27 protein-coding genes are annotated in these 24,470 nt (G+C 69.3%); 14 read left to right on the forward strand and 13 right to left on the reverse strand.

Translation table 11 applies throughout. The annotated features are described in order from the left end of the window. The first annotated feature begins 1 nt into the window (after position 1). Positions 2-196 (forward strand): DUF5808 domain-containing protein, encoded by a 195-nt coding sequence (locus AB0M51_RS16980; protein ID WP_344193861.1) that lies wholly within the window; start codon positions 2-4, stop codon positions 194-196. Here the strand turns inward: AB0M51_RS16980 and AB0M51_RS16985 are convergent. Beyond that, positions 179-2,416, reverse strand: a complete 2,238-nt coding sequence (locus AB0M51_RS16985) for a helicase (RefSeq protein ID WP_344193863.1) — start codon at positions 2,414-2,416, stop codon at positions 179-181. The genes AB0M51_RS16980 and AB0M51_RS16985 overlap by 18 nt on opposite strands. Positions 2,417-2,531: 115 nt before the next feature. On the opposite strand from AB0M51_RS16985, the gene AB0M51_RS16990 reads away from it, so the two are divergent. Genes AB0M51_RS16990 through AB0M51_RS17000 form a run of 3 tightly spaced genes read left to right on the forward strand, consistent with a single transcriptional unit; the run spans position 2,532 to position 5,287 of the window. Then, the gene (locus AB0M51_RS16990; RefSeq protein WP_363749563.1) at positions 2,532-3,638 is read left to right on the forward strand and encodes a M4 family metallopeptidase; all 1,107 of its coding nucleotides are present in this window, start codon (positions 2,532-2,534) and stop codon (positions 3,636-3,638) included. A gap of 44 nt (positions 3,639-3,682) precedes the next feature. Further along, on the forward strand, positions 3,683-4,207 hold the full coding sequence (locus AB0M51_RS16995; protein WP_344193867.1) for an NAD(P)H-dependent oxidoreductase: 525 nt from the start codon (positions 3,683-3,685) through the stop codon (positions 4,205-4,207). A 60-nt stretch (positions 4,208-4,267) separates the two neighbouring features. Continuing rightward, entirely contained in the window at positions 4,268-5,287 is a 1,020-nt protein-coding gene (locus AB0M51_RS17000) for an LLM class flavin-dependent oxidoreductase (protein WP_363749564.1), read from the forward strand. 61 nt (positions 5,288-5,348) lie between these two features. Here the strand turns inward: AB0M51_RS17000 and AB0M51_RS17005 are convergent, their stop codons facing one another. Continuing rightward, positions 5,349-5,894 (reverse strand): Lrp/AsnC family transcriptional regulator, encoded by a 546-nt coding sequence (locus tag AB0M51_RS17005; RefSeq protein WP_344193871.1) that lies wholly within the window; start codon positions 5,892-5,894, stop codon positions 5,349-5,351. 137 nt (positions 5,895-6,031) lie between these two features. Here AB0M51_RS17005 and AB0M51_RS17010 point away from each other — a divergent pair, with 137 nt between their 5' ends. The 4 genes from AB0M51_RS17010 to AB0M51_RS17025 all read left to right on the forward strand — a co-directional run bounded on the left by AB0M51_RS17010 (position 6,032) and on the right by AB0M51_RS17025 (position 8,909). Continuing rightward, on the forward strand, positions 6,032-7,186 hold the full coding sequence (locus AB0M51_RS17010) for a PLP-dependent aspartate aminotransferase family protein (RefSeq protein ID WP_363749565.1): 1,155 nt from the start codon (positions 6,032-6,034) through the stop codon (positions 7,184-7,186). Between the two features lie 172 nt (positions 7,187-7,358). Next, positions 7,359-7,712 (forward strand): helix-turn-helix transcriptional regulator, encoded by a 354-nt coding sequence (locus AB0M51_RS17015; RefSeq protein WP_344193875.1) that lies wholly within the window; start codon positions 7,359-7,361, stop codon positions 7,710-7,712. A 58-nt stretch (positions 7,713-7,770) separates the two neighbouring features. Then, entirely contained in the window at positions 7,771-8,520 is a 750-nt protein-coding gene (locus AB0M51_RS17020) for a phosphotransferase (RefSeq protein WP_344193877.1), read from the forward strand. Beyond that, positions 8,517-8,909: a GNAT family N-acetyltransferase gene (locus AB0M51_RS17025; RefSeq protein ID WP_363749566.1), complete on the forward strand. Its 393-nt coding sequence runs from the start codon at positions 8,517-8,519 to the stop codon at positions 8,907-8,909. The genes AB0M51_RS17020 and AB0M51_RS17025 overlap by 4 nt, the downstream gene beginning before the upstream one ends. On the opposite strand, the gene AB0M51_RS17030 is transcribed toward AB0M51_RS17025, so the two are convergent. Further along, complete coding sequence (locus tag AB0M51_RS17030; RefSeq protein ID WP_344193881.1) at positions 8,896-9,771, reverse strand: hypothetical protein; 876 nt, start codon at positions 9,769-9,771, stop codon at positions 8,896-8,898. The genes AB0M51_RS17025 and AB0M51_RS17030 overlap by 14 nt on opposite strands. A gap of 153 nt (positions 9,772-9,924) precedes the next feature. Here AB0M51_RS17030 and AB0M51_RS17035 point away from each other — a divergent pair, with 153 nt between their 5' ends. Further along, the gene (locus AB0M51_RS17035; protein WP_363749856.1) at positions 9,925-11,040 is read left to right on the forward strand and encodes an MFS transporter; all 1,116 of its coding nucleotides are present in this window, start codon (positions 9,925-9,927) and stop codon (positions 11,038-11,040) included. Between the two features lie 36 nt (positions 11,041-11,076). Further along, on the forward strand, positions 11,077-11,982 hold the full coding sequence (locus AB0M51_RS17040; RefSeq protein WP_363749567.1) for a DMT family transporter: 906 nt from the start codon (positions 11,077-11,079) through the stop codon (positions 11,980-11,982). Here the strand turns inward: AB0M51_RS17040 and AB0M51_RS17045 are convergent. After that, positions 11,919-12,596, reverse strand: coding sequence for a TetR/AcrR family transcriptional regulator C-terminal domain-containing protein (locus AB0M51_RS17045; protein WP_344193885.1), 678 nt, complete (start codon positions 12,594-12,596; stop codon positions 11,919-11,921). The genes AB0M51_RS17040 and AB0M51_RS17045 overlap by 64 nt on opposite strands. A gap of 46 nt (positions 12,597-12,642) precedes the next feature. Between AB0M51_RS17045 and AB0M51_RS17050 the strand changes: the two genes are divergently transcribed. After that, complete coding sequence (locus AB0M51_RS17050) at positions 12,643-13,596, forward strand: SDR family oxidoreductase (protein WP_363749568.1); 954 nt, start codon at positions 12,643-12,645, stop codon at positions 13,594-13,596. On the opposite strand, the gene AB0M51_RS17055 is transcribed toward AB0M51_RS17050, so the two are convergent. From AB0M51_RS17055 to AB0M51_RS17065, 3 genes are all read right to left on the reverse strand, one after another. Further along, entirely contained in the window at positions 13,593-14,345 is a 753-nt protein-coding gene (locus AB0M51_RS17055) for an MBL fold metallo-hydrolase (protein ID WP_363749569.1), read from the reverse strand. The genes AB0M51_RS17050 and AB0M51_RS17055 overlap by 4 nt on opposite strands. Further along, entirely contained in the window at positions 14,345-15,313 is a 969-nt protein-coding gene (locus tag AB0M51_RS17060) for an Abi family protein (protein ID WP_344193891.1), read from the reverse strand. The genes AB0M51_RS17055 and AB0M51_RS17060 overlap by 1 nt, the downstream gene beginning before the upstream one ends. Positions 15,314-15,433: 120 nt before the next feature. Further along, positions 15,434-16,030 carry a LysE/ArgO family amino acid transporter gene (locus AB0M51_RS17065; protein WP_344193893.1) on the reverse strand — a complete coding sequence of 199 codons (597 nt, stop codon included), beginning with the start codon at positions 16,028-16,030 and terminating at the stop codon, positions 15,434-15,436. Positions 16,031-16,103: 73 nt separating this feature from the next. Here AB0M51_RS17065 and AB0M51_RS17070 point away from each other — a divergent pair, with 73 nt between their 5' ends. Further along, on the forward strand, positions 16,104-17,015 hold the full coding sequence (locus AB0M51_RS17070) for a LysR family transcriptional regulator ArgP (RefSeq protein WP_363749570.1): 912 nt from the start codon (positions 16,104-16,106) through the stop codon (positions 17,013-17,015). Here AB0M51_RS17070 and AB0M51_RS17075 read toward each other — a convergent pair. Then, complete coding sequence (locus AB0M51_RS17075) at positions 16,942-18,147, reverse strand: FAD-dependent monooxygenase (RefSeq protein ID WP_363749571.1); 1,206 nt, start codon at positions 18,145-18,147, stop codon at positions 16,942-16,944. The two genes, AB0M51_RS17070 and AB0M51_RS17075, sit on opposite strands and share 74 nt — an antisense overlap. A 101-nt stretch (positions 18,148-18,248) precedes the next feature. Between AB0M51_RS17075 and AB0M51_RS17080 the strand changes: the two genes are divergently transcribed. Then, positions 18,249-18,860, forward strand: a complete 612-nt coding sequence (locus AB0M51_RS17080; RefSeq protein ID WP_363749572.1) for a helix-turn-helix domain-containing protein — start codon at positions 18,249-18,251, stop codon at positions 18,858-18,860. On the opposite strand, the gene AB0M51_RS17085 is transcribed toward AB0M51_RS17080, so the two are convergent. Together AB0M51_RS17085 and AB0M51_RS17090 are read right to left on the reverse strand one after the other, a co-directional pair. Beyond that, positions 18,844-19,683: a hypothetical protein gene (locus AB0M51_RS17085; protein WP_363749573.1), complete on the reverse strand. Its 840-nt coding sequence runs from the start codon at positions 19,681-19,683 to the stop codon at positions 18,844-18,846. The two genes, AB0M51_RS17080 and AB0M51_RS17085, sit on opposite strands and share 17 nt — an antisense overlap. Positions 19,684-19,780: 97 nt before the next feature. Further along, the gene (locus AB0M51_RS17090) at positions 19,781-20,287 is read right to left on the reverse strand and encodes a GNAT family N-acetyltransferase (protein ID WP_363749574.1); all 507 of its coding nucleotides are present in this window, start codon (positions 20,285-20,287) and stop codon (positions 19,781-19,783) included. Positions 20,288-20,351: 64 nt separating this feature from the next. Here AB0M51_RS17090 and AB0M51_RS17095 point away from each other — a divergent pair, with 64 nt between their 5' ends. Further along, positions 20,352-21,455 (forward strand): ionic transporter y4hA, encoded by a 1,104-nt coding sequence (locus tag AB0M51_RS17095; RefSeq protein WP_363749575.1) that lies wholly within the window; start codon positions 20,352-20,354, stop codon positions 21,453-21,455. Here AB0M51_RS17095 and AB0M51_RS17100 read toward each other — a convergent pair. The 3 genes from AB0M51_RS17100 to AB0M51_RS17110 all read right to left on the reverse strand — a co-directional run bounded on the left by AB0M51_RS17100 (position 21,421) and on the right by AB0M51_RS17110 (position 24,407). After that, positions 21,421-22,854 carry an ankyrin repeat domain-containing protein gene (locus AB0M51_RS17100; protein WP_363749576.1) on the reverse strand — a complete coding sequence of 478 codons (1,434 nt, stop codon included), beginning with the start codon at positions 22,852-22,854 and terminating at the stop codon, positions 21,421-21,423. The genes AB0M51_RS17095 and AB0M51_RS17100 overlap by 35 nt on opposite strands. 141 nt (positions 22,855-22,995) lie before the next feature. Next, positions 22,996-23,355 carry a nuclear transport factor 2 family protein gene (locus AB0M51_RS17105; RefSeq protein WP_363749577.1) on the reverse strand — a complete coding sequence of 120 codons (360 nt, stop codon included), beginning with the start codon at positions 23,353-23,355 and terminating at the stop codon, positions 22,996-22,998. Further along, on the reverse strand, positions 23,352-24,407 hold the full coding sequence (locus AB0M51_RS17110; protein ID WP_363749858.1) for an amidohydrolase family protein: 1,056 nt from the start codon (positions 24,405-24,407) through the stop codon (positions 23,352-23,354). Before AB0M51_RS17110 ends, AB0M51_RS17105 begins: the two co-directional genes overlap by 4 nt. Between the last annotated feature and the right edge of the window lie 63 nt (positions 24,408-24,470).

Consider the following 24,470-nt stretch of genomic DNA (forward strand, 5'->3'; position numbering starts at 1 on the left):
TATGGGCGGTAAGACCGGCAAGTTCCTCGGCATCCCGTACGACTGGCGGCCCCTGACCGGGGACCGGCTCAAGTCCCGTTGGTGGAATCCCGACGACCCGCGGCTGTTCACGCCGAAGGCGCTCGGCTGGGGGTTCGACGTGAACTTCGCCCGGCTGCTCGGTCGAAAGGGCAACGAATCACCCCCAGGCAGCTGACTCCCGCAGTACGTCGGGGAGGTCGCCGACGACGCCGAGGCGTTGGGTGCAGCGGGTGAGTGCGACGTACAGGTCGCGCAGGCCGCGGGGGGACTCGATCACGATGCCGTCCGGGTCGACGACCAGCACCGAGTCGAACTCGAGGCCTTTCGCCTCCCGGGCGGTCAGGACGGTGACACCGCTCAGCCCGTCCACCGCCTCCTGGATCAGCTCGAGCCGGCTGCGGGAGGTGATCACGCCGACCTCGCCGTACGCCGTCTCCTCGGCCGCCATCTTGTACACGTACAACGCCTGCTCGGCCGCCGGTACGTCGACATGCCACGGCCGGACGCCGGTCGAGCGGACCGACTGCGGCGCCTGTGCCGACGGGTCGACCTCCCGCAGTACGGCGTTCGCGAGCTCCATCACCTCGGCAGGCGTCCGGTAGTTCAACGTCAGCTCGGCCAGCCGCCACCGGTCGCCGAACGTCTCGCCGAGCGCGCTCGACCACGACGTACCGCCGCCGACCGAACTCGTCTGCGCCACGTCGCCGACCACCGTCATCGATCGCAGCGGGCAGCGCCGCGCGATCGCCCGCCACGCCATCGGCGACAGCTCTTGGGCCTCGTCGACGATCACGTGCCCGTACGTCCACCGCCGGTCCGCGGCGGCCCGGTCCGCGAGCGTCCGGTCGTCGTCGGCCTCGTACCGCTCGGCGAACGCCTCCGCGTCCAGGATGTCCTTCGCGGTCAGGATCTCCGCCTCGTCGTCCTCGTCGAAGTCCGTCGACCCGGAACCCGCGAGTACGTCGAGAGCCCCTTGGGCGTAGGCGATCGCCCGCGCCCGGGCGGCCCGCTCCCGCGCCGCTTCCGACCCGTCGTCGCCCAGCAGTTCCGCGGCCTCGTCCAGCAGCGGTACGTCGCCCGGGCTCCAGTCGGCGCCGTACCGCAGGAGGTGTTCGCGATCCAACGCGGACAGCTGCGGCGCGGCGGTCGCCAGGCGGTCCTCGTCGCCGTACAGGTCCTCCAGAAGCTTCTGCGGACTGAGTAGCGGCCAGAGTTGCTCGAGCAGGGCCTGCACGGCGGGCTCCGCGAGCACCTCGTTGCGCAGCTCGGCCAGGTCGTACTCGTCGAGCAGTTGTTCGCCGTCGAGCGGATCGGTGCCGATCAGCTCGGCGTACTGGTTGGTCAGGTGGTCGGTGATCTCGTTCAGCACGAACGGGCGCGCCTGGTTGTGGGTGAGGTTGCGGTTCCGGACCCGTGCGTGGGTGGCGCCAACGACCTCCGGGTCGAGCGTCAGTTCGGTGCGCTCGACGGTCACGTGCACCGGGCGGTCCGGGACCCATTGCCGGTCGGTGACCGCCTTGGCGATCACGTCGGCCATCACGGTCCGGCCCTTCACCTCGGCGCTCTCCGGCGACTCCGGGCGGGTGGCGCTGACGCCCGGGTACAGCTCGGCGATCGTGACCAGCCGGACGCCGTCCTCACCGAGCGACGGCAGCACCTGGCCGATGAACCGCAGGAACGCCGCATTCGGCCCGACGACGAGAATTCCGCGCTTTTCCAGCTGTTCCCGATAGGTGTACAGCAGAAATGCCGCGCGGTGCAGCGCGATCGCGGTCTTACCGGTCCCCGGACCACCCTGGACGACCAGGATTCCGGGCAGTTCCGAGCGGATGATCCGGTCCTGGTCGGCCTGGATCGTCTGCACGATCGACTCCATCCGGCCGGTCCGCCGGGCGTCCAGCGCCTTCATCAGCACCGCTTCGCCGATCACCCCGGTCCCGGGTTTCGACGGGTCGGCGGCTTCCCGGCCGAGGTCGAGCTGCTCGTCCTGGACGTCGATCACCCGGCGCAACCGGGTCTGCACGTGCCGGCGGCGGACGATCCCGTGGTTCGCCACCGCGGTCGCGACGTAGAACGGGCGCGCCGCGGGCGCCCGCCAGTCGACCAGCAGCGGTTCGTACTCGTCGTCGTGCAGCCCGAGCCGGCCGATGTGCAGCACCTCGCCGTCGGCGGTGTCCAGCCGGCCGAAGTACAGCCCTTCCTCGGCGGCGTTCAGCCGGGCCTGGCGGAGCTTGAGATCCCGGATCCGCCCGTCCCGCTGGTGCAGCGCCTGGGCGTTGCGGGTGTGCACCAACTGCTCGTCGTCGGACCGCGCGTCGGCCCGCTCCCGCTCGGTGTCGAGCGCAGCGTAGAACCTGACCAGGTTGTCCTGCTCGGCGTCAACAGGATTCGGCAATTCGCTATCCCTTGTGTTAAAATGCGCGCGTTGATTTCGGGCTGCATTTCTGGAATTCGCTTCGACGCAGCCACAAATCCTTGAGTTTATCTCGGTGCCGGGTTTTCCTGTAGTGGTGTTCCACTCCATCGTCCCGCCGTATCTGCTCGAGCAGCTCGAACAGTCCGCGGGTGACCCCAGCGTCCGTGCCCGGATCCGGCAGTCGTTGCAGCACGACGCCGTACTGCGAACCCGGCCCGCGGCAGGCCGTGAGACCGCGGCCGCGGAGGGTGGCCGGCAGCGCAAGGTGTACGACGCACAGAACGGCACCGACCTACCCGGCACACTGGTCCGCTCCGAAGGACAGGACGCGGTCCAGGACCAGCCGGTCAACCAGGCGTACGACGGCACCGGTGCGACGTGGACGCTGTACAAGGAGTGCTACGGGCGGGACTCGATCGACGGGAGCGGGCTCGTCCTGGTGTCGACGGTGCACTACGACCGCGGGTACGCGAACGCGTTCTGGGACGGCTCGCAGATGGTGTTCGGCGACGGGGACGGGACGATCTTCGGCAACTTCACGTCGTCGATCGACGTCACCGGGCACGAGCTGACACACGGCGTCACCCAGTACACGGCGAACCTCGACTACCAGGGTCAGTCCGGTGCGCTGAACGAGAGCATCTCCGACGTGTTCGGCTCGCTCGCGAAGCAGTACTCGCTGAAGCAGAGCGCGGCGGACGCCGACTGGCTGATCGGTGCCGGGTTGTTCCTCCCGGGTGTGCAGGGCGTCGCGCTGCGGTCGATGAAGGCGCCGGGGACGGCGTACGACGATCCGCGGTTGGGCAAGGACCCGCAGCCGGCCGACATGTCCGGGTACGTCGACACGCAGGACGACAACGGCGGCGTCCACATCAACTCCGGCATCCCGAACCATGCGTTCTACCTGGTCGCCACGGCCGTCGGCGGCAACGCGTACGACGACGCCGGCAAGATCTGGTACGAGACCCTGACCGGCGGCAGCCTCGCGTCGTCCGCCACCTTCAAGGACTTCGCCGAAGCCACCCAGGCCACCGCACGCACCCTCTTCGGCGACAACTCGACCCAACTGGCCGCCGTTACCGACGCCTGGCAAGCGGTCGGTGTGCTCGGCGACCAAACCACCCTCATGCACGCCGCCCAGACCGACCTCCACACCACGACCCCGCCGTCGGCACCCCCAGACTCACCGGCCCGGCAGTGAGACGGTTTGACCTCAAGTCTTGTTGAGGTATTAGCGTCGTCGGTGTGACAGTTCATCCGCTCCGGCTCGTCGTGATGACGCGCAATGTCGAGGCGGGGCGGTTCGGGACCGTGGTGACTCGGTGGTTCGTGCGGGAGGTTGAGCGGGCGGGTGAGTTCAAGCTCGACCTGGTCGACCTCAGCCGGACGGCGCTCGAGGAGTTGCCGGCGCGGATCGAGGACGCGGACGCGGTGATGATCGTCACGGCGGAGTACAACCACGCGTACCCGGGTGACGTGAAGACGGCGATCGACGCCGTACGACGACCCTGGTACGCGAAGCCGGTCGGCTTCGTCGTGTACGGCGGCCGCTCCGGCGGTCTCCGCGCCGCCGAACAACTCCGGCTCGTTTTCGGTGAACTGCACGCGGTGACGATCCGCGACACCCTCGGCTTCCACGAGGAGGACTTCGCCGACGGCGAACCGGTCGACCCCACCACATCCACCGCCGCCGAGGCCCTCCTCACCCAACTCGCCTGGTGGTCCCGAGCCCTCCGCGACGCCCGCACCACCACCCCCTACCCCACCTGAGTCGACCCTCGCCCGCGCGATCCGGAATACCTACCAACCAACCCGCGTTGACACCCATCCGTGAGCGCCGAAGCGATGCCCTTGTCCGTGCTGGACCTCTCCCCGGTGCCGTCGGGCACCCGACCGTCAGAGGCATTGCACGAGACGCTCGAACTCGCCCGCACCGCCGAGGCGGCCGGCTATCACCGGTTCTGGCTCGCCGAGCATCACAACATCCCGAGCGTGGCGAGCTCCACCCCCGAGGTGATGATCGCGGCAGTCGCCTCGGCGACCTCGGCGATCCGCGTCGGCTCCGGCGGCATCATGCTGCCGAACCACTCCCCACTCAAGGTCGCCGAGACGTTCCGCGTCCTCGGCGGGCTCTACCCGGACCGCATCGACCTCGGCCTCGGCCGCGCCCCGGGCACGGACCAGCGCACCGCGCTCGCGTTGCGCCGCAGCCGTGAGGCGCTCGGTGCGGACGACTTCACCGAGCAGTACGCCGAGCTCCGCGCGTACGTCGACGGCTTCCCCGCGGGTCACCCGTTCGAGCCGATCACCGCGCAGCCGTCCGACGTACCGCTGCCGCCGATCTGGATCCTCGGTTCCAGCACGTACGGCGGTCAGGCGGCCGCGGCGCTCGGCACCGGCTTCGCGTACGCCGGGCACTTCGGGACGCTCGACCCGGCCGGCGTGATCTCGGCGTACAAGACGAACTACCGGCGGTTCGAGCACGACGGCGAACCGCGGGCGATCCTCGCGCTGGCCGCGATCGTCGCGGAGACCGAGGAGCGAGCGCAGCAGCTCGCTCGAGCGAACGCGCTCTCCATGCTCCGGCTCCGCTCCGGCCGCCCGGGCCCGCTCCCGTCGCCCGAGGAGGCTGCGGAGTACCCGTGGTCCGAGGCGGAGGAAGCCGCTGTCGAGGAATGGGCCGGCCTGGTGTCCGTCGGCACGCCTGACCAGGTGGCCGCCGACCTGCGCCGCCGCGCCAACTCGGCCGGCGCCGACGAGCTGATCATCACCACGAACATCCACAACCCGGCCGAACGCCGCCACTCCTTCCAGCTCCTCGCCGAGGCCTGGAGCCTCAAGCCCCGCTGACCGCGGACCTCCGTCACTCACTAACCCCCGCAAGTAGGCCGGTGCGCCGCTCCCTCGAGCGTCAACTGCCCGACCCGCGCGAGGTTGGTGAGTGCTGCACGTCCGGCATCGCCCGGACGTGTTCGAAGATCAGGCTCGTCTCGGCGTGGGTGACCGCGGGGTCCGCGGTCAGGTGGTCGAGGACGAACTCGCGGAGTGCGTCCGGCGTGCTCGCCGACACGTGCAGTAGATAGTCGTTCGCGCCGCTGACGTGGAACAGCGACAACACCCCGGGGAGCCGGGGAACCTTGGTGCGGAACCGGTCGATCTCGTCGCGGGAGTGCGCGCCGATCCGGATCGCGATCAGCGCCTGCAGCGGCCGGCCGAGCGCGGCCAGGTCCACGTCGGCGTGGAACCCGCGGATCACCCCGCGTTCGCGTAACGAGCGGACCCGGGTCAGGCAGGTCGACGGCGCGATGCCGACGGCCTCGGCGAGTGCGTTGTTCGGCATCCGGCCGTCGGCCGTGAGCAGCTGGACCAGCTTCCGGTCCACCTCGTCGAGCCTGTCCGACGGTGCACCCGGTTGGGGCCGCGGAGCCGGTCCCGGGCTCCGACGATCCTTCGGCATGCCACCTACTGTAGAGCCATCCACAGAATCCACAGCGTGTGGATGAGCCTGTGGACGAATTTTCTTCGGAGCTCTTGCCTCTACATCGCAGAAGATTCCACAGTCACCTCAGTTATCCACAGGCGGAGGAGGCTCTCATGCTGGACACCCGGGCGGTACACGCCGGCCGCGACGACCTGACCGCGCGCGGCGTCCATGTCCCTCCGATCGACCTGTCCACGACCTACCCGCTGCCCGACGTCGACACCGGCGGCGCGTCGTACGACGAACTCACGCAGGGCCGCGGCCCGGACGGCGGGAGCCTCGTCTACCAGCGCCTGTGGAACCCGAACGTCGCCCGCTTCGAGGACGCGCTCGCCGAACTCGAGCACACCGACGGCGCGGTCGCGTTCGGCTCGGGCATGGCTGCGCTGACCGCCTGTCTGCTCGCCACCGTCGCTGCCGGCCGCCCCCACGTGGTCGCCGTCCGCCCGCTGTACGGCGGCACCGACCACCTGTTGTCCACAGGCCTCCTGGGGACAACCGTCAGCTATGCACAACCCGACGAGCTCAGGGCGGCGATCCGCCCGGACACGGGACTGGTGATCGTCGAGACGCCGGCCAACCCGACCGTGGACCTCGTCGACCTCCGGTACGTCGCGGCCGCGGCAGGCGACGTACCACTGCTGGTGGACAACACCTTCGCGACGCCGGTCCTGCAGCAGCCGGCCCGGCACGGGGCGAGCCTGGTGTTGCACTCGGCAACCAAGTACCTCGGCGGCCACGGTGACGTCATGGGAGGCGTCGTCGCGGCCGGCGTGGAGTGGGTCGGCCGGCTCCGGCAGATCCGCGCTGTGACCGGTGGCCTGCTGCACCCGCTGGCGGCGTACGAACTGCACCGGGGACTGCAGACGCTGCCGGTGCGAGTACGGGCGCAGCAGGCGACCGCGATCAAGGTCGCGGACTGGCTGTCCGCGCAGCCCGCTGTCGAGCGGGTCTACTACCCCGGCCTGAGCGACCCGAACGGCCTGATCGGTCGCCAGCAGTCCGGGCCCGGCGCCGTACTCGCGTTCACTGTCAGTGGCGGATATGAGGCGGCGGCGCGGGTGGCGAGCGGGCTGAAGCTCATCACCCACGCGGTCTCGCTGGGCGGCGTGGACACGCTCATCCAGCACCCGGCCGCCCTGACGCACCGCCTGGTCACTCCCGAGGCGAAGCCGTCCGACGCCCTCCTCCGCCTCAGCCTCGGCCTGGAAGACCCCGAGGACCTCACCACCGACCTCGCCAAAGCCCTCGCCGCGACCCACTCCTGACCCACTTTGTGCACCCGATCCGCGCCCGCCGGCCGCCGAACTGCTGATCTGGTGCACAAAGTCTGCCGATTCTGCGCAGAGCAGAAAGTCTGCTGAGGGCAGATCCGGCGCGGGCGGCCCGTGGCGGATGGCACACTCGGTACAGGAGATCCGGAGGCGAGGAGGGCCCGTCGTGTTGCTACGCCAGGTGATCGGAAACGTTTTCCGCCGACTGCGGCGCGAGCGGGGCATCACCCTGCGTGAGCTCGCCGAGCAGGCCCAGGTATCGGTGCCGTACCTCTCCGAGATCGAGCGCGGCCGCAAGGAGCCGTCCTCGGAGATCCTCGCCGCGATCTGCCGGGCGCTCGAACTCGAGCTCACCGACCTGCTGGCCGAGGTGCAGTTCGACCTGACCACCGCGGTCCGGTCCACCCTGCCCGTCCACCTCCAGACCGCCGCCATCCGCGTCGAGGACCGCTCCCACCGGATCCCGTCCGGCCCGCGCGCCTACTCCTCGATCCCGACGGCGTACACACTCGTCGCCTAGAACTCGTCGCCTAGAAAAATCGGTCACGCCAGCCGGCTGGTGTCTCTAGCCTGACCTGGTGACGCATCTGAAGCGCCGGGCGCCCGCGGTACCGGGCTCGATCCCGGACGTCCTGAACATGTTCGAGTCCGAGGTCCGCTTCTACCGCGAGATCGCGCCGTACGTCGGTGTGCGCGTGCCCGAGTGCTACCAGGCGGAGTCCGGCCCGGACGGGACGCTGCTCGTCCTCGAGGACCTGTCCGCGTGGACGCCGGGCGTCGACCCGGTCGCCGGGGCGCGGGCGTTGCGCGACCTCCACGACCGCTGGACCGGCCAGGCCCACGAACGTTGGCCGTGGCTGCGACCGCTCGGCGCCGCCGAGGACTTGGTGGCACAGCTGTACGACCGCACCTGGCCGACACTCGCCACCAGACGGGACCTCAGTACGCCGGTCCGTGAGTTCGGCGAACGCCTCGTCGGGAAGGTCGTCGAGGCCGAGCGCGCCGTGTCGAGGGCCGGTGCGCTGACCCTCGTCCACGGGGACGCCTCTGCGCAGAACCTGCGGACGTCACCGGACGGTGAGGTGGCCTTCCTGGACTGGGAAGACGTATCAGCAGCACCCGGCGTCCTCGACCTGGCCTGGTTCCTGGTCTCGTCGGTCGACTCCGCCGACTGGCCCGACGCGCTCGACGCCTACGGGGAAGCCGACGGGCTGACCGCGGTCCTGCCGTCCGTTGCGGTCCAGGGATATCTGAGCATGTCCGATCTGCCGGAGGGTTCGGCCGACGGATGGATCGCCCGGCTGGAAGCGGCGGTGGGGATGCTGTGAAGTACGTCGTGCGGTTCGAGGTGGACGACCGCGAACTGTCGGAGTTGCACGCGGCTGCTTTCGAAGGTGAGCCAGAGGTCGAGCCTTGGGCGGAGCGGCTGCAGCGATGGGCGCTCACCTGGGTAGGGGCCTTTAGCAACGATCAGCTGCTCGGGTTCGTGCAGGTGTGCTGGGACGGCGGTGCGCACGCGTTCGTGCTGGATACCGCCGTACATCCGGACCACGGCCGACGCGGTATCGGCAAGCAGCTCGTACTGATCGCCGCTGAGGAGGCGCGCAAGGCCGGCTGTGAATGGTTGCACGTCGACTTCGAACCGCATCTGACCGCGTTCTACCTCGACGCGTGCGGTTTCCGCCCGACCGACGCCGGTCTGCTCAGGTTGGGATAGCGGTCAGGAACTCGGTTGCGATGCAGGACGTCAGGCAGCGTTCCTTCGCGTCGCCGAGCAGGTCCGCGGTCCAGGTGGTGAACCCGCCGTCGCCGATCTCGTGGTCCGGCACGCCGACGGCCAGCGCAGTACCGGCGTAGTAGCTCGCGCTCTTGGTCCGTTCGGCGTCCTCGGTCAACGGCACCGCGAGCGCCGGGCGGACGGTGTCCTCGATCCGGTCCCGCAGCCCGGATTCCTTGAACAGGGTGAACCTCAGATCGGCCTTCTCGCCCAGGACGGCGTGCCAGAAGCTCAGGTGGTCGATCAGCAGCTCCGCCTCGGTCCGGAACGACCCGCTGTCCCGTGCGCTCGACACCAGCACGAACAGCTCGAAATGCGCCGCGAACCCGGGGGTGTCGAACGGTTGCGCGCGCACCACCCGCTGACAGGCGGCCAGGTGTACCCGCTCCTCCCCGGCGCGCCGACGTACGGCGGCCTCGATCGCCAGCTCGTTGGTGGGATCGCTGGCCACCTCGGTACCGCGGATCGTGCTGACGATCTGGTGCTGGTTGATCGTCGCGACCGCCGAACAGGTCCCGAGCGGCGCGAGCGGCGACAGCTGTACGCCGGCGAACTTCTCCGGCAGCAGCTCCCACAGCCGCTGCTGCGTCTTCACCAGCGCGCGCGGATCCACGGCCGACGGCCTGACGAACCGGTCCTGCGTCCAACGCTGCAGCAACCGCGCCGGCTTGACCTTGGCGGCCCGCTCGCGGGTCACGTCCAGGAGGACGGACTGCAGCTCGGACTGACTCAACCCGTCCACCAAGGCGTCCCGGCTGCCGTCCGGCAGCTTCGCCCAGAACCGTTCGCTGACGTCTCCCATCGCTCTACTCTGACGGATATTCCCCGGGTGGCGCGCGGCATTTACCGGTATCGTCGAGGCATGAGCCCTCCACATCATTGACGTACCGAGCGAGCGCTGTCGGCCCGGATCGTCGCGGTCAACGCGCTGCACGACTTCATCCCGCTGTATCCGCTGTACCAGCTGCTCTTCAAGGATCACGGGCTGTCGCCTGCCCAGATCTCGCTGCTGTTCGTGATCTGGTCCGCGACCGGATTCGTGCTCGAGGTCCCGTCGGGTGCCTGGGCGGACTCGTACTCGCGGCGCAAGCTGCTGATGCTCGGCGCGTTGATCAGTGGGCTCGGATACGCGGTCTGGATCGCGCTGCCCTCGTTCGCCGGTTTCGCGGCGGGATTCGTCCTCTGGGGCGCGTCGTCGGCGCTGATCTCCGGCACCTACGAAGCGTTCGTGTACGACGAACTCGCCGCGCGCGGCCGTACCGGGTTCTACCCGACGCTGCTGGGCCGTGCCCGCTCCGCCGCCTTCGTGGCGAACCTGGCGGCGACCGTGATCGCCGCACCGCTGTTCGACCTCGGCGGTTACGTCCTCGCGGGCGCGGTGAGCGTGCTGAGTTGCCTGGTCGAGGCGGCGGTCGCGTGGTCGTTGCCCGAAGCCCGTGCCGTCGACAGCGCTCGCACTGAGGGCTACCTCCGGATGCTGCGGACGGGTATGTCCGAGGTGCTGACGAGTCACGTCGTACGGCGGGCTGTTCTGCTGGTTGCGCTGCTGGGCGGATTCCTGGCGTTCGACGAGTACTTCCCGTTGTTCGCCCGCGAGACCGGTGCGGCGAACGGCGTGATCCCGTTGCTGATCGCCGGCACCGTCGCGGCACAGGCGATCGGCGGCGCCCTCGCGGGACCGGCGTACAAGTTGCCTGTAGCAACCTTCACCGTCGGTCTGGCGGCGTCCGCGGTACTGATCGCGACCGGTGCGCTCGGCCGCTCCGCCTGGGGATTCCTGCCGATCGCGATCGGGTACGGCGTACTCCAGCTGGTGATCGTGGTGTCCGAAGCGCGGCTGCAGGACGCGATCAGCGGCCCGGCGCGGGCAACCGTGACCTCGGTGTCCGGCCTGTTCGCCGAGGTGTCGGCGATCGCCGTGTACGGCGGGTTCGCGCTCGGGTCGATCTGGTTCCCGATGTCCGTGCTGATCGCGGCGTTGACGGTGCCGGTGTTGCTGACCGCGTTCGTCGTACCGCTCGCACTGCCGGCGCCGAATAGTTCGGCGGAGGCCGAAGCGAGCGAGACCTAATCTCACGGGTATGGGCGGCGAAAACGTTGTACGAACATGAGGAAACAGGGCGTACGCGCGGCTGGGGCCGCCGTGGTGACGGTTGTGTTGTGGGCGTCGGCGTTCGTCGCGATCCGGCATGTCGGCGCGGACATGTCGGCGGGTGCGCTGTCGCTCGGGCGGTTGCTGGTGGGCAGCGTGGTGCTCGGGATCTTCGTGTTCACGCGGCCGCGGCGCTGGCCGGCGCGGGCGGACTGGAAGTTGCTGCTGGCATGCGGGTTGCTGTGGTTCGGGATCTACAACCTCGCGCTGAACGAGGCTGAGCGCCATCTCGACGCTGGGACGACCGCGATGCTCGTAAACATCGGGCCACTGCTGATCGCCCTGCTGGCCGGGCTGTTCCTGCACGAAGGGTTCCCGCGGCGGTTGGTGATCGGGAGCCTGATCGCGTTCGGCGGCGTGGTGTTGATCGGTGTTTCGTCGTCGCACGGGAGGGCCGGGACGTGGGGCGTGGTGCTGTGCCTGATCGCGGCGGCGGCGTACGCGATCGGTGTCGTGTCGCAGAAGCCGCTGCTCGCTCGCCTGCCCGCGCTGGAGGTCACGTGGTTGTCGTGCGTGATCGGCGCGGTCGCGTGTCTGCCGTTCGGGCCCGCGTTGGTCCGGGAGGTCGGGCCGTCGACGGTGTGGTGGGTGGTGTTCCTCGGCGCGTTCCCGACCGCGATCGCCTTCACCACCTGGGCTTATGCGCTGGCGCGGACGACCGCGGGCCGGATGGGCGCGACGACGTACCTGGTGCCGCCGCTCACGATCGTCCTCGGATGGCTGCTGCTCGGTGAGAGCCCGGCGCTGCTCGCGTACGCCGGCGGTGGGCTCTGCCTGGTCGGCGTCGCGATCTCGCGTTACCGCGCGAGGCCGGCGATCACGGTGCAGAGGCCCGACTCGAAGCCGCTGTCGAAGTCGTAGGCGAGTCCCTGCGGGCCGAGCTCGGCGACGATGCGGGTCAGCGTCGGGGCCTTCTCAGGTGGCAGATCGCGGATGCGGGCGAGCAGATCGGGGGCGAGCTCGAACGTGTCCGCCTGGACGGACGTCTCGCCGAGCGTGAAGCCGTGGATGAAGTCGACCAGCGTGTTCGCGGCCTCGAAGATCTGCCGCGGCGCGAGGCCGGCGCGGTCGAGTGCCCGGTAGAACGGCTCCATCGTCACCACCACCACGCTCGAGACGGCGGAGGTGTCGGACAGCACCTGGAGCGCGAGGTTCGGGTGGGCGCGCAGCCCGTTCCGATACGCCCTCGCCGCGTCCTTGAGCTGCTCGTCCCAGGGCACCGCGGGACCCGGATCGGGCAGCTCCAGCTCGGCGAAGACCAGTTCCGCGAGTCCGGCCAGTACGGCGGCCTTGTTCGGCAGGTGATGGTAGAGCGACATCGGGTTGACCTGCAGTGTCGCGGCGAGCCGGCGCATGGTCAGCGCGTCGATGCCCTCGTCGTCGACGATCCGCAGGGCCGCGGTCAGGATCGCGGCCCGGCTCAGCCGCTCCTCCCCCGCCCGCGGCCGTCCGGAGCGCTTGCCGACATTAACCATACGCCGTAGGGTACATAATCATACGTTGTATGGATAAGGAGGACGGATGCAGCCGAACAACGCTCGATCCGCTGCGACTCCGGCGTACGCGCCGGACCTGGCGGGCAAGGTGGCACTGGTCGCCGGCGCGACCCGAGCTGCCGGACGGGGGATCGCGGTCGAGCTCGGCGCCGCCGGCGCGACCGTCTACGTGACGGGGCGCAGTACGCGAGCCGGGCGGTCGGAGATGAACCGGCCGGAGACCATCGAGGAGACCGCGGAGCTCGTCGACAAGGCCGGCGGGCACGGGATCGCCGTACCGGTGGATCATCTGGATCCGGAGCAGGTCCGGGCGCTGGTCGAGCGGATCGAGCGGGAACAAGGCGCGCTGCACATCCTGGTGAACGACATCTGGGGGCAGCACGGCGAGCCCGAGTGGGACAAGACCGTGTGGGAGAGCGATCTCGCCGGCGGGCTGCGGTTGCTGGAGCTGGGCGTCAACACGCACGTGATCACCGCGCATTACGCGTTGCCGCTGCTGATCAAGTCGCCCGGCGGGTTGGTGATCGAGATGACGGACGGCACCGCCGAGTACAACGCGGAGACCTATCGGGTGTCGTTCTTCTACGACCTGGCGAAGGGTGCGGTCGGGCGGATCGCGTTCGCGTTGGCGCACGAGCTGGACAAGTACGACGCGACCGCCGTACTGCTGACGCCCGGGTGGTTGCGGTCGGAGGCGATGCTCGACGGGTTCGGCGTCCGCGAGGACAACTGGCAGGACGCGACGGCGGAGGTCCAGCACTTCGCGATCTCGGAAAGCCCGTCGTACGTCGGCCGCGCGGTGGCGGCGCTGGCGGCCGACCCCGACGTACGCCGGTGGAACGGCAGGTCCACGTCGAGCGGTGAACTCGCGCAGGTCTACGGCTTCACCGACGTCGACGGCAGCCGCCCCGACGCCTGGCGCTACATTGTCGAGGTCGAACACGCCGGCAAACCCGCCGACACGACGGGCTATCGCTAGAGCTTGTACGGCGGACAGACGTCCTCGGCCGTGCCCGCGGAGGCGACTGGATCGCCCGTCGACGACAACGCCGCCGGCGGATGCGCGGCCGCGATCGGAACCCCGAGCGTGGCCGCCAGCGCCAGCACCTCCCGCCGCGAGGTGACCGCTCGCGCCGGATCGCGCTCGTACACATACGTCAACTCAGGCCGCCGCGCCTGCGCAGCATGCACGAACACGTCCCCACCGAGAATCGCCCGCTCCGTGACCACCGACTGGTGTCCGGGCGTATGTCCCGGCGTCGGCAACAGCCGAGCCCCGCGCACCATCGCCGTACTGTCCACCACCCGCAACTGCCCAGCCTCCTCGATAGGCCGGATCCGCTGGTCATAGGTCACCCCACCACGCACATGCTCCAACTCTTCCCGCTGTACGACGTACTCCGCCCGCGGAAACCCCACCCGCACCCCGTCCGAGGCCCATCCCACGTGATCCAGATGCACATGCGTCAACACCACCGCGTCCACGTCCTCAACCCCCACCCCCACCTGCCCCAGCAACCCCGGCAACCGCCCCGAAACCCCCAACCACTCCGCAGCCTCCCCACCCGCCGGCCCGATCCCCGCATCCACCAGCACCGCCCCCGACTCCCCCACCACCAGATAACTGTGAAAGTGCAGCAACCACCCCTCCTCCCCCACCCCCGGCAAAGCCACCCCAACCTCTTCCGGAAACACCGCCACCGCATCACACAACACAGTCACGTCCATCACAGGTCTCCCGTCCACGGGTGCTCGGCTCTCCATCCGGACGGAAATCCGAGCTCGTGAAGACCCCGTCCGCAGGATGGAATCTTCGTACTGAGCAGGTCCCGAGCTTGCAAGGTCCATTGCGGTCCGTGGCCGGTACGGGACAGTAGGAACGCAACGATGCACAGCGTCGAGTAGATCCGGGAGTGCGAGACCTCGCGGCGAGCTAGGGCGTGCAGGTCCGGGACCGACCGCAGATGACGCGGTGCCAGCTGGTCGACCAGGTTCCGGTTCCACAGCCGTGAGTGGTGGGCGCAGACATTTCGGACGTAGTTGAGCACGCGCAGCCAGTTCGCGAGCGCGGTACCGTTGCCGCCGCCCGACTGGTCGACGACGCCGAGCCGAGCGGCGATCTCGTTCCGGTCCGTGCTCTTCAGCCCCTGGAACAGGTAGCTCATCGAGCCGAAGTCCAGGATCTCCGTGACCACCCACACCGGCAGTCGCCCGTCGTACTTGCTCTGGAAATGCTGGACAAAGTCCTCCGAAGACCTGCCCTGTGCAGCGAGAACCTTGCGCAGCCACCGGTCGTGGGTGCTCGGCTGTCCACTCCTCGACTGCGTGAATCGCCCGTCGAGGTTGCCGGCCGCGAGATGGGCGTAGGCACCACGGCGGCCGAGCGTGAAGCCGATCATCACCCGGACGGCGATCTCGATCCGTTCGAGCGAGTCGAGCAGGTGCAGCTTCAGTCGTCTGTCCGTGTCGTAGAGCTGCACCACCTGCCGAAACGTGGTCCCGTCGACGAAAGTGTCGGCACGCCGACTGCCGTCGAGTCGGCGCCGGTAGACGTACCAGTAGCCGCTCAAGCGGTAATAGCCGATGCTGCTCAGCAGATGCTCCGCCTCGGCGTCGTCGTCGATCACCAGGCCCCTGCTCTTCAGCAGTTGGACCTGGTCGGCGAAGGCGAGGTGGGGCTTGGCGTAGGTTGCCACGAAGTCCCCCAGGTAAAAGAAAACCAGCCCGTGCCTGCGAGGCAGAGGGGCTGGCCGTGTTGCACACAATCATACATGGAGTGATGCCGTCATCCGCGGACGATCTTCGGGCTGTGGATATCAGGCGAGGAGCATCCAGGTGGCGAGGGTGGTCATGAGGAGGGCTATGGCGGTGTCGAGGAGTTGCCAGGCTCGGGGGCGGGTGAAGAAGGGGGTTAGTTTGCGGGAGAAGAAGCCCAGGGAGAAGAACCAGAGGAAGCTGGCGGTGACGGCGCCCAGGCCGTAGAACCAGCGGCCGTTGGTGCCTCGTTGGTTGGCCAGGGAGCCCAGGAGTACGACGGTGTCGAGGTAGACGTGCGGGTTCAGGTACGTGAAACCCAGGCAGGCCAGTACGACGCTGCGGAGGGCGGCGGGGGCGTGGTCGGTAAGGGTGATGGCGCCCGGGTGGAAGGCTCGTTTCGCGGCCAGGAAAGCGTACGTGTAGAGGAACGCGGCGCCGCCGAACTTCGCGACGTCGAGGGCGAGTTGGCTGCGGGTGAGGAGAGCGCCGAGGCCGAGGATGCCGCCGGAGATCAACAGGGCGTCGGAGAGTGCGCAGGTCAGCACGACCGGCAGGACGTGTTCGCGGCGCAGGCCCTGGCGGAGGACGAAGGCGTTCTGGGCGCCGATCGCCACGATCAGTGTCAGCGACGTGGCGAGACCGGCGAAATATGGCATGTCTCAGACGCTAGGCATCAGGAGTCCTTCAAACCAGCTAAAGATTCTGAAGTGCCATTAGGATTGCTTCATCATGCAGTTCGACTCGGTGCAACTCGAGACGTTCGTCGCGGTCCTCGACGAGGGCAGCTTCGACGCGGCCGCGCGGCGCCTGAGCGTGACACCGTCGGCGATCAGTCAACGGATCAAGGCGTTGGAGAGCCGGCTCGGCCAGGTGGTGGTGATGCGCGGCAAGCCGGCCCGGGCGACCGCGGCGGGGGAGGCGCTGCTCCGGCTCGCGCGGCAGGTCGCGCTGCTCGAGGTCGAGGCGATCGCCGCCGTCCGCGGGACGGTCGACGCGCAGCGGATCCCGATCGCGGTGAACGCGGACTCGCTGAACAACTGGTTCCTGCCCGCGATGCTCGACCTGTCCCGCACGCACGACGCCCGGTTCCTGGTGCACCAGGAGGACGAGGAACACTCGGCGGAGTACCTGCGCAACGGCACGGTCCTCGCCGCGGTCACCGCGGACCCGCGCCCGGTGCAGGGCTGCCGCGTCGTACCGCTGGGAAAGATGCGGTACCTCCCGCTCGCCACCCCGGAGTACGCCGAACGCTGGCTGGCCGGCAAACCGTTGCCTGAGGCCCTTTCCGAGGCGCCGATAGTGATCTTCAACGAGAAGGACGTCCTGCAGCACCGGCTGCTCCGCAAGGTCACCCGCCGGAAGCTGGACCCGCCGGCGCACGCGATCCCGGCGTCCGCGCCGTTCCACGAGGCGGTCCGGATCGGGCTCGGCTGGGGGATGATCGAGGATCAGCTGGCCGGACCCGAGCTGGCCGCGGGGCGGATGGTCAGCGTTGCCCCGGGCAAGTACATCGACGTACCGCTGTACTGGCAGCACTGGAAGCTCGAGTCCGGCATCCTCGACGCGCTCACGGCCGCCGTACTGCGGGCCGCGGACGCGGGTCTTCGTACGTCGGCAGGTCGATCGCGTTCCCGACCTTGAGCGACATGTCCCGGATCAGGTTCCGCCACGGCAGGTACGGCATCAGCCGGTAGGACAGGTTCCGGACCCGGGTGAACCACTTCGTCGCCGGCACGAACCAGCGCGCCCCGTCCACCGCTTGCTGCTGACACGCGTCCACAAAACCCTTCATCCGTACGTCGTACTCCGCGAACGCCCGGGTGTGGTCACCGCCGGCCGCGTGCAGCTCGCCCGCGAGTACGTAGGCGCCGACGATCGCGAGGCTCGTCCCCATCCCGGACAGCGGCGAGGCGCAGTACCCGGCGTCACCGCACAGCGCGATCCGGCCGCGCGAACAGCTGTCGAGCTTGATCTGGCTGATCGAGTCGAAGTAGAAGTCCGGCGCGGTCCGTAGCCCGTCGAGCAGCGTCGGCACCTCCCACCCGAGGTCCTTGAACTGCTCCTCGACGATCGCCTTCTGCTCCGGCACGTTCCGCCTGTCGTAGGTCAGGTCCGAGGACGCGAAGTAGAACAGGGCCTTCGCCTCGGTGTTGTTCCGCGCGCTGTACATGCCGACGGTCTTGCCCGGGACGTTCAGGATCTGCCCGGTGTGGTCGAGCCCGAGGTGGTTCTCGACCGTGCAGACCGATGCGTAGTAGCCGAGATCGTGGACGTACGACGACTCCGGGCCGAACGCGATCCGTCGTACGTTCGAGTGCAGCCCGTCCGCGCCGACGACCAGGTCGAAGCGGCGCGTCGTACCGCTCTCGAACACCACCTCCACACCTTCGTCGTCCTGGGTGAGCGCGGTGATCGAGTCGTCGAACAGGTACTCCGTGGTGTCGCGGGTCAGGTCGTACAGGATCTCGACGAGGTCGCCGCGGAGGATCTCGAGCTCACCGCTGAACGCCTCGGGGGAGGTGGTCGCGACGACCTTGCCGGACTCGTCGACGTACGACATCGCGCCCATCTCGGTCGCGCGTTCCCGGATCGCCGGTAGGACGCCCATCCGCTCGAGCACGGTCATCGACGCGCCGCGGAAGTCGACCGCGTACCCGCCGGGGCGTGGGGCAGGAGCGCGCTCGACCACCGTCGGCTCGTACCCGTACCGCTGCAGCCAGTAGGCCAGCGCCGGGCCGGCCACGCTCGCACCTGAGATCAGCACCGTCGTCATCGTGAACCCCTCCGAAGGTTTGGTTGGTGCGATGACTGTACGGCGGTCTTAGACATTTGTGCAAGACGATTGTTTGAGACGTATGTGTTAGAGTTGTGGGTATGGGAAACCGCGAGGCGTTGGTCGAAGGTGCGAAGACGTGCCTGCTGGAGAAGGGCTACAGCAGGACGACGGCGCGCGACATCGCGACCGCCGCCGGAGTGAGCCTGGCGGCGATCGGCTACCACTTCGGCTCGAAGGACACCCTGCTGAACGAAGCGCTCCGCGCCCTACTGATCGACGAATGGGCACCCCAGGTCGCCACCGGAGACGCCACCGGAGACGCCGCGGGAGGCGCCGCGGCCGGGAGAGCGGGGGCTCACGGGCAGTTCGTGGGGACGTGGGCGCGGATCGTCGACGGGCTGCAGGAGCCTCGGATGCGGGCGTTGTGGGCTGCGCAGTTCGAGGTGCTCAGCTTGGGGGAGAGCATGCCCGAGCTTGTCGCGGACCTCGTGAAGATGCAGGGGGAAGCCCGGGAAGGGCTGGCGGAGATGTTCGGGGGAGTGGACTCCGGCGCAGCGCCGGAGGAGGTGCAGGCGATCGGGAGACTGCTGCAGGCGATGCTGCTCGGAGTCGTCGCGCAGAGCATGTTCGACCCGGCCAGCGCGCCGACCGGTGAGCAGTTGGCGCAGGCGTTGCGGAAGCTCGCCGATCGGGTCAGTCCCAGCGCATAGCCATCGGGTTGTCGGCGGGGATCAGGCCGTCGGCCATCAGTACGGCGCTCAACGGGTACATCAGGTCGTGCAACTCGGTGGTCGACTCGTCTCCGAGTGCCCGCCACCCCTGATCCGCCAGCGCGTCCGTCGTCTCCTCGACCTGCTCCCGTAGCGCCCGCCCATCGGAAGTCAAGACACCCGATGCATCCAGCAGCCCGCGATCGCGAAGGTCGTTGGACGCCTCGGCCCACTCCTCGTCGCTCCACCGGCGGTTGAGCTGGAAAACCTCCTTGGCCGGGCCGCCGGCCGCGGAGATCGTCACGAGGGCCTGGCACGGACTGAGCCCGGCCGCCACCAGCGCCGCGACATGCCCGTCACCTCGCGACTCCCGCAGGATCGTGGTCGCCTGCCACAGCGCCAACGCCGGGTCCGTTGGCCATTCCAACGATGCATTCGCCGCGGCGAGCGGACGCCCCGCGATCGGCGCCAGCTCCGCCGCCCGCCGCGCGAGTTCGGCGGCCCGGTCGAAGGACGCGTCCGGGAACAATCGCCGTACGGCGATGTCCACAGCGGTCAGCCGCGCCGCGAGGAGCTGCTCCGGCGGCGCGTAGGTCCACGCGTCCGGGAGCGACCGCGCGACCATCGCCGGGTGGAAGTTGTAGAACACCGCCGCCACGAACTCGGGCCCAACCGCCCCGAGCGGCGCCGCACGGCAACCGAAGTAGCTCATCCACCCGCCCTTGAGCCCGAGCGCGTCGGTCGCCTGCCGAGTCTCCGGCGCGAAGTACGTGATCGCATGGAACGGCTCGAGCGCCTTCCACATCCGGCGAGCCCTTGTCATGGGGCCTCCTGGTCTGGACTGAGGAGCGAAGCGACGAGGGAAGACCAGGAGCTCGAGCCCCATGACCCGCCGCGACGGAGTCGCGGCATCGGCACCGTCATGGCAACGGACGGTACATCACGTGCAAACCTACGTAGCCGAGCTTGGGGTGGTCGAAGGCCTCGGGGACGGTGCCGGCGATGCGGAAGCCGAGGGACTGCCAGAGGTGTACGGCGGGTCCGTTGGTCTCGACCACCGCGTTGAACTGGATCGAGCGGAACCCGGTCCGCCCGGCCCACGCGATCATGTCCTCGCAGAGCGCCCGCCCGACACCGCGGCCACGGGCCTTTCCGTCGACCATGAAGCTCGCGCTCGCCACGTGCGCGCCGGGACCGGGCCGGTTCGGGTACATGTTGGCGCTGCCGAGGACGGTGCCGTCGGCATCGACCGCGACCGTCGTCCGCGCCAGCGGCGAGCTGGACGGCGACATCCACAACGCCCGCGCCTGTTCCTCGGTGAGCTCCGGGTCGTAGGTGTAGGTCTCCCGCGCGGCGACGATCTCGTGGAAGAACGGCCAGATGGCCGCCCAGTCGTCGGCGGTCGCGTTCCTGATGTTGACAGCCATAATGGGAGAAGCATCACCCGTCGTTCACCGGAAGCCAAGCGGATTGCCGATAGGCTTGCTGGGGATGAAGAGATCCGTGACCCAGGGGCTGCCGCGGTGGACCCTTGTCGTGCCCGCACTCGCCTTCCTGGATCTCGTCGGGTCCTGGCACCGGGACCTGGGCACGGTGCTCCTGCTGCTGGTCTGCCTCGGCCTCGGCGCCGCGGTGTTCGCGGCCGTCCATCATGCCGAGGTCGTCGCGCACAAGGTCGGTGAGCCGTTCGGCACGCTGATCCTGGCGCTCGCGGTGACGGTGATCGAGGTCGCGCTGATCGTGACGCTGATGGCGTCCGGCGGTGACAAGGCCGCGTCGCTGGCCCGCGACACCGTGTTCGCCGCGGTGATGATCACCTGCAACGGCATCCTCGGCCTGGCGCTGGTCGTCGGTTCGGTGCGGCACCGGGTGCAGGTGTTCCGGGTGCAGGCGTCGTACTCCGCCTTGACCGTGATGACCGCGCTGGTGACCTTGAGTCTCGTGCTGCCGACGTTCACCACGAGCGCGGAGGGCCCGCGGTTCAGTCCGGCGCAGCTCGCGTTCGCCGGTGTCACGTCGCTGGTGATGTACGGCGTGTTCGTGTTCATCCAGACGATCCGGCACCGCGATTACTTCCTCCCGGTCAGCGCGGACGGCGACGTCGACACGGACGAGGACCACCACGCCGAGGCGCCGCGGACCGCGACCGCGCTGCTCAGCCTCGGGCTGCTGCTCGTCTGTCTGGTGTCGGTGGTCGGCCTCGCGAAGACCGTCTCGCCGAACCTCGAGCACGCCGTCCAGTCGGCCGGCCTGCCGTTGTCCGTCGTCGGCGTCGTGATCGCGATGCTGGTGCTGCTGCCGGAGACGATCGCGGCAGTGCGCGCGGCACTGCGCAACCGCCTCCAGACCAGCGTCAACCTGGCGCTCGGCTCAGCGCTGGCCAGTATCGGCCTGACCATCCCCGCGATCGCGCTCGCCTCGATCTGGCTGAGCGGCCCGCTCGTCCTCGGGCTCGGCGGCAAGGAGATGGTGCTGTTCGCGCTGACCGTGGTGACCGGCATCATCACGCTGTCGACCGGTCGCGCCACGCTGTTGCAGGGCGCCGTTCATCTCTCGGTGTTCAGCGCGTTCCTGTTCCTTGCGGTAAGCCCCTGAGGAAGGCGGCCACCGCATCTTGGTGGTTGTGTTCGGCCCAGCTCAGCGCGTTCCCGTGGTAGTTGGGGTCGCGTACTTCGGGATCGGCGCCGAGCTCGATCAGCTTCCGGACCGTCTCCAGGTGGCCGTTGATCGCGGCCCGGTGGATCGGTGCGGCGCCCTGCGTGACCCGGGTGAGGTCGTACCCGAGTCGCTGCAGCGGCTCCATCGCCTCGGTCCGCCCGACCTCGGCCGCGCGGACCGGTAGCCGGCGGTAGCGAGCCACCGCACGGGCCGCCAGTGCGGGGTCGACCTCGCCCAGTTCCCCGCGCATCGCGGCGGCGTACACCTCGTGAACCTCGTCCAACGGCCTGGCGCCTCGTGCGCGGAGCAGTTCGGCGATCTCCGTGTGGCCCTGGACGGCGGCGAGCTCGTACGGGCGTTCGCCGTTGAACGCCGGGTGCTGCGTACCAGTGCCTTCCGGATCGGTGCCCTGGGCAAGGACCAGTTCGACCCGATGGAGCAGACCGGCCGACGACGCGAACACCAGCTCGTCCTCGAGCAGTTGCCGCGGGGTCGGATGGGCCGTCGTCATCCGCTCGTGCCACGGCCCGCCGTCACCGCGGCCGAGCCCGTACTCCAGCAGCAGCTCCAGGTGTACGTCGTCGTGCGGCGGCGGACAACCGGGCCCGCAGTTGTACATGGTCTGGCTGTCGTTGGGGTCGGCACCCGCGTCGAGCAGGAGTCGCGCCAGCTCCACGCGATCGCGGTGCGGCGGTTGATCGCCCTCGCCGCGACCGAAGACCCCGGTGAGCGCGGTGAACGGCGACGGCATGCCCTGCCACAGGTAGCCGGCGTTCGGATCGGCGCCGTGCTCCAGGAGCCGGCGAGCGATCTCGACCTGATGCGGCGCGTCGAGGCGGCTGTAGGTCAGGTAGAGCAGTGGTTCCCAGCGGTACGGTCCACCTTCGACGCTCGCCTGGGTGAGGTCGATGTCCGGGTCGCCGCAGACGACCTGTGTGTAGATGTTGCTCTGGGCAATGTCCGGGAAGCGTTCCAGCAGGTCGCGCGCTGACCGCTGCCGGGCCGGATCGTCCTCCCCGTAGTGCAGCGTCGCGAGCCGCAGGAACTCGTCGGCGCGCTGCTCCGGTGTGTCCAGCGGCCCGCCGATCGACTGGCGGTGCGGCGAACGGCTGTAGTGGTCGACGAGTTCCAGGTGCCGCACGATCCGCGGCCAGCTGGGGAACCCGTAGCTGCGGGCGATCACCAGCTGCGCGTCTGCCAGCGTCTGCACGGGATGGAACTCGGCCGCCAGCGCGACGGCATCGTCGTCCTGAGCGCGCACACCCTTGAGCAGGGCTTTGGCCTGACCGCGCAGGTGATCGAGGTTCGGGTCGTCCGGAAGGTGTCGGGTCGGCATCGCCGACCTCCTCTCTACAAGCCTGCTGTCCGCGTCGTCAGGCGAGAAAGGAGGTCAATCCGTACTCGAAAAAGCATCTCAGGTGGGCTGAGCCCTTCCCGCGGACCGGTGGCACCCTGAGCGCCTACGCACGAGAGTAGCTCACCGCGGCTTCTCCATCCACCACTCGACGAACTCGTACGCGCGCTCCTTCTCCAGCCGGATCACCCACAGGTTGCTGAACTCGCCGGGCGGATTGGTGAGGTACGTCGTCCAGCCGCGGACGAAGGCCACGCCGTCGCCGAACCCCAGCACCTCGTACTCGAACGTCGTCTCGCCCGGTGCGTCCGCGAGGTCGAGCCAGGCCTCGACGATCGCCTCCTGCCCGACCACGGGCGGCTCGTCGGGACGCCGGTACCAGGCTGCGTCCGCGCTCCAGAGCGCCGCGATGTCCTTGGGGTCGTTGCTCTCCCACGCCTTCCTGTACTTCTGCACCCAGCGGTCGAGGTCCTTCTCCTTCATCGGATCCGCCGGCCGTTGAGGACGACCGCGGCCGGTCGGGCCAGGACGTCGGGGTGCTCGCGCGGGTCCGCGTCGTACGTGACGAGGTTGCCGGCGCCGCTCAGTCCGAGGAAGGCCTGCGCACCGGTCGACGCCGCGGTGATCGCCTGCTCGACGGTCAGCCCGTGCTTGACCAGCATGTCGATCTCGCCGGCCACCGTGCCGACCACGTCGGACCCGGCCAGCACGTGCACGCCGTACCGCTCGGCCAGTGGGAGGACCGACGCGAGGTACGCCGACCGCTCCTCGCGGCGGGTCTTCCGCTCGGGGGTCTCGTCGGGGCCGGGGCTGACCGAGGCGCTCAGTGTGGGCGTCCACGCGCCGCCGCGGGCGCCGAGCACCTCCAGGTCCTGCTCGGTCAGCGCCGTACCGTGTTCGACCGAGTCGATGCCCGCCCGGATCAGGCCGGCCACGTGGTCGGTGTTGACGTGCGCCGCGACCCGGGCGTTCCGGGAGTGGGCCAGCTCGACCATCGCGGCGACCAGCTCGAGGTCGTACGTCGGGCTGATCTTGCTGCCCCTGATCGGGCCGTCCGGGCCGACCTCCGGGAAGTCGCCGACGAGCTTCAGCCAGGTCGCGCCGTCGGCGATCTCGGCCTCGACCGCGGCCAGCAGCTCTTCCGGGGCGACCGGCTCGTACGCCTTCGGGAAGTACGCGCCGGCCGGTGCGAGGAACCGGCCGGCGGCGAGGACGAGTGGACGGCCGTCGTCCGCATCCCGCGCGAGTCGGAGCGTGACGTCGCGGTTGCCGCCGACGTCGCGGAGCGCGCTCACCCCGGCGCCGGCCAGCTCGGCCAGCCGCGCGGCGGCGAAGTCCTCGCCGCGCAGCACCGGCCCGTCCGGGGTCGCGTCGAAGGTCAGATGGCAGTGCGAGTCGACCAGCCCGGGAACGGCGAACCGGCCGGGCAGCTGGTCTCCGTCACGGCCCTGGCCGAACGTCGAACGGGTGGTGTCGCCGGTGGGAAGAACGGTTCCTTCGAAGACCCAGGTCGTCCATCCCCCATCGTGCCCCAGATCACGTCCGGCTCGACTTGAACATGTTCAAAACATCGGCGTACTGTCAGGGTCACGAAGAAT

This window comes from Kribbella sp. NPDC051137, assembly GCF_040682535.1.
Lineage (GTDB): Bacteria > Actinomycetota > Actinomycetes > Propionibacteriales > Kribbellaceae > Kribbella > Kribbella karoonensis.

Excerpts from the sequence above, each read along its gene's own strand:
- AB0M51_RS17040 (WP_363749567.1), top strand. The coding sequence starts at position 11,077 with ATGAGGAAACAGGGCGTACGCGCGGCTGGGGCCGCCGTGGTGACGGTT.
- AB0M51_RS17005 (WP_344193871.1), bottom strand. The coding sequence starts at position 5,894 with ATGCCGAAGGATCGTCGGAGCCCGGGACCGGCTCCGCGGCCCCAACCG.
- AB0M51_RS17070 (WP_363749570.1), top strand. The coding sequence starts at position 16,104 with ATGCAGTTCGACTCGGTGCAACTCGAGACGTTCGTCGCGGTCCTCGAC.
- AB0M51_RS17050 (WP_363749568.1), top strand. The coding sequence starts at position 12,643 with ATGCAGCCGAACAACGCTCGATCCGCTGCGACTCCGGCGTACGCGCCG.
- AB0M51_RS17055 (WP_363749569.1), bottom strand. The coding sequence starts at position 14,345 with ATGGACGTGACTGTGTTGTGTGATGCGGTGGCGGTGTTTCCGGAAGAG.
- AB0M51_RS17095 (WP_363749575.1), top strand. The coding sequence starts at position 20,352 with ATGAAGAGATCCGTGACCCAGGGGCTGCCGCGGTGGACCCTTGTCGTG.
- AB0M51_RS16980 (WP_344193861.1), top strand. The coding sequence starts at position 2 with ATGGGCGGTAAGACCGGCAAGTTCCTCGGCATCCCGTACGACTGGCGG.
- AB0M51_RS17080 (WP_363749572.1), top strand. The coding sequence starts at position 18,249 with ATGGGAAACCGCGAGGCGTTGGTCGAAGGTGCGAAGACGTGCCTGCTG.
- AB0M51_RS17075 (WP_363749571.1), bottom strand. The coding sequence starts at position 18,147 with ATGACGACGGTGCTGATCTCAGGTGCGAGCGTGGCCGGCCCGGCGCTG.
- AB0M51_RS17065 (WP_344193893.1), bottom strand. The coding sequence starts at position 16,030 with ATGCCATATTTCGCCGGTCTCGCCACGTCGCTGACACTGATCGTGGCG.
- AB0M51_RS17090 (WP_363749574.1), bottom strand. The coding sequence starts at position 20,287 with ATGGCTGTCAACATCAGGAACGCGACCGCCGACGACTGGGCGGCCATC.
- AB0M51_RS17045 (WP_344193885.1), bottom strand. The coding sequence starts at position 12,596 with ATGGTTAATGTCGGCAAGCGCTCCGGACGGCCGCGGGCGGGGGAGGAG.
- AB0M51_RS17030 (WP_344193881.1), bottom strand. The coding sequence starts at position 9,771 with ATGGGAGACGTCAGCGAACGGTTCTGGGCGAAGCTGCCGGACGGCAGC.
- AB0M51_RS17100 (WP_363749576.1), bottom strand. The coding sequence starts at position 22,854 with ATGCCGACCCGACACCTTCCGGACGACCCGAACCTCGATCACCTGCGC.
- AB0M51_RS17085 (WP_363749573.1), bottom strand. The coding sequence starts at position 19,683 with ATGACAAGGGCTCGCCGGATGTGGAAGGCGCTCGAGCCGTTCCATGCG.
- AB0M51_RS17010 (WP_363749565.1), top strand. The coding sequence starts at position 6,032 with ATGCTGGACACCCGGGCGGTACACGCCGGCCGCGACGACCTGACCGCG.
- AB0M51_RS17105 (WP_363749577.1), bottom strand. The coding sequence starts at position 23,355 with ATGAAGGAGAAGGACCTCGACCGCTGGGTGCAGAAGTACAGGAAGGCG.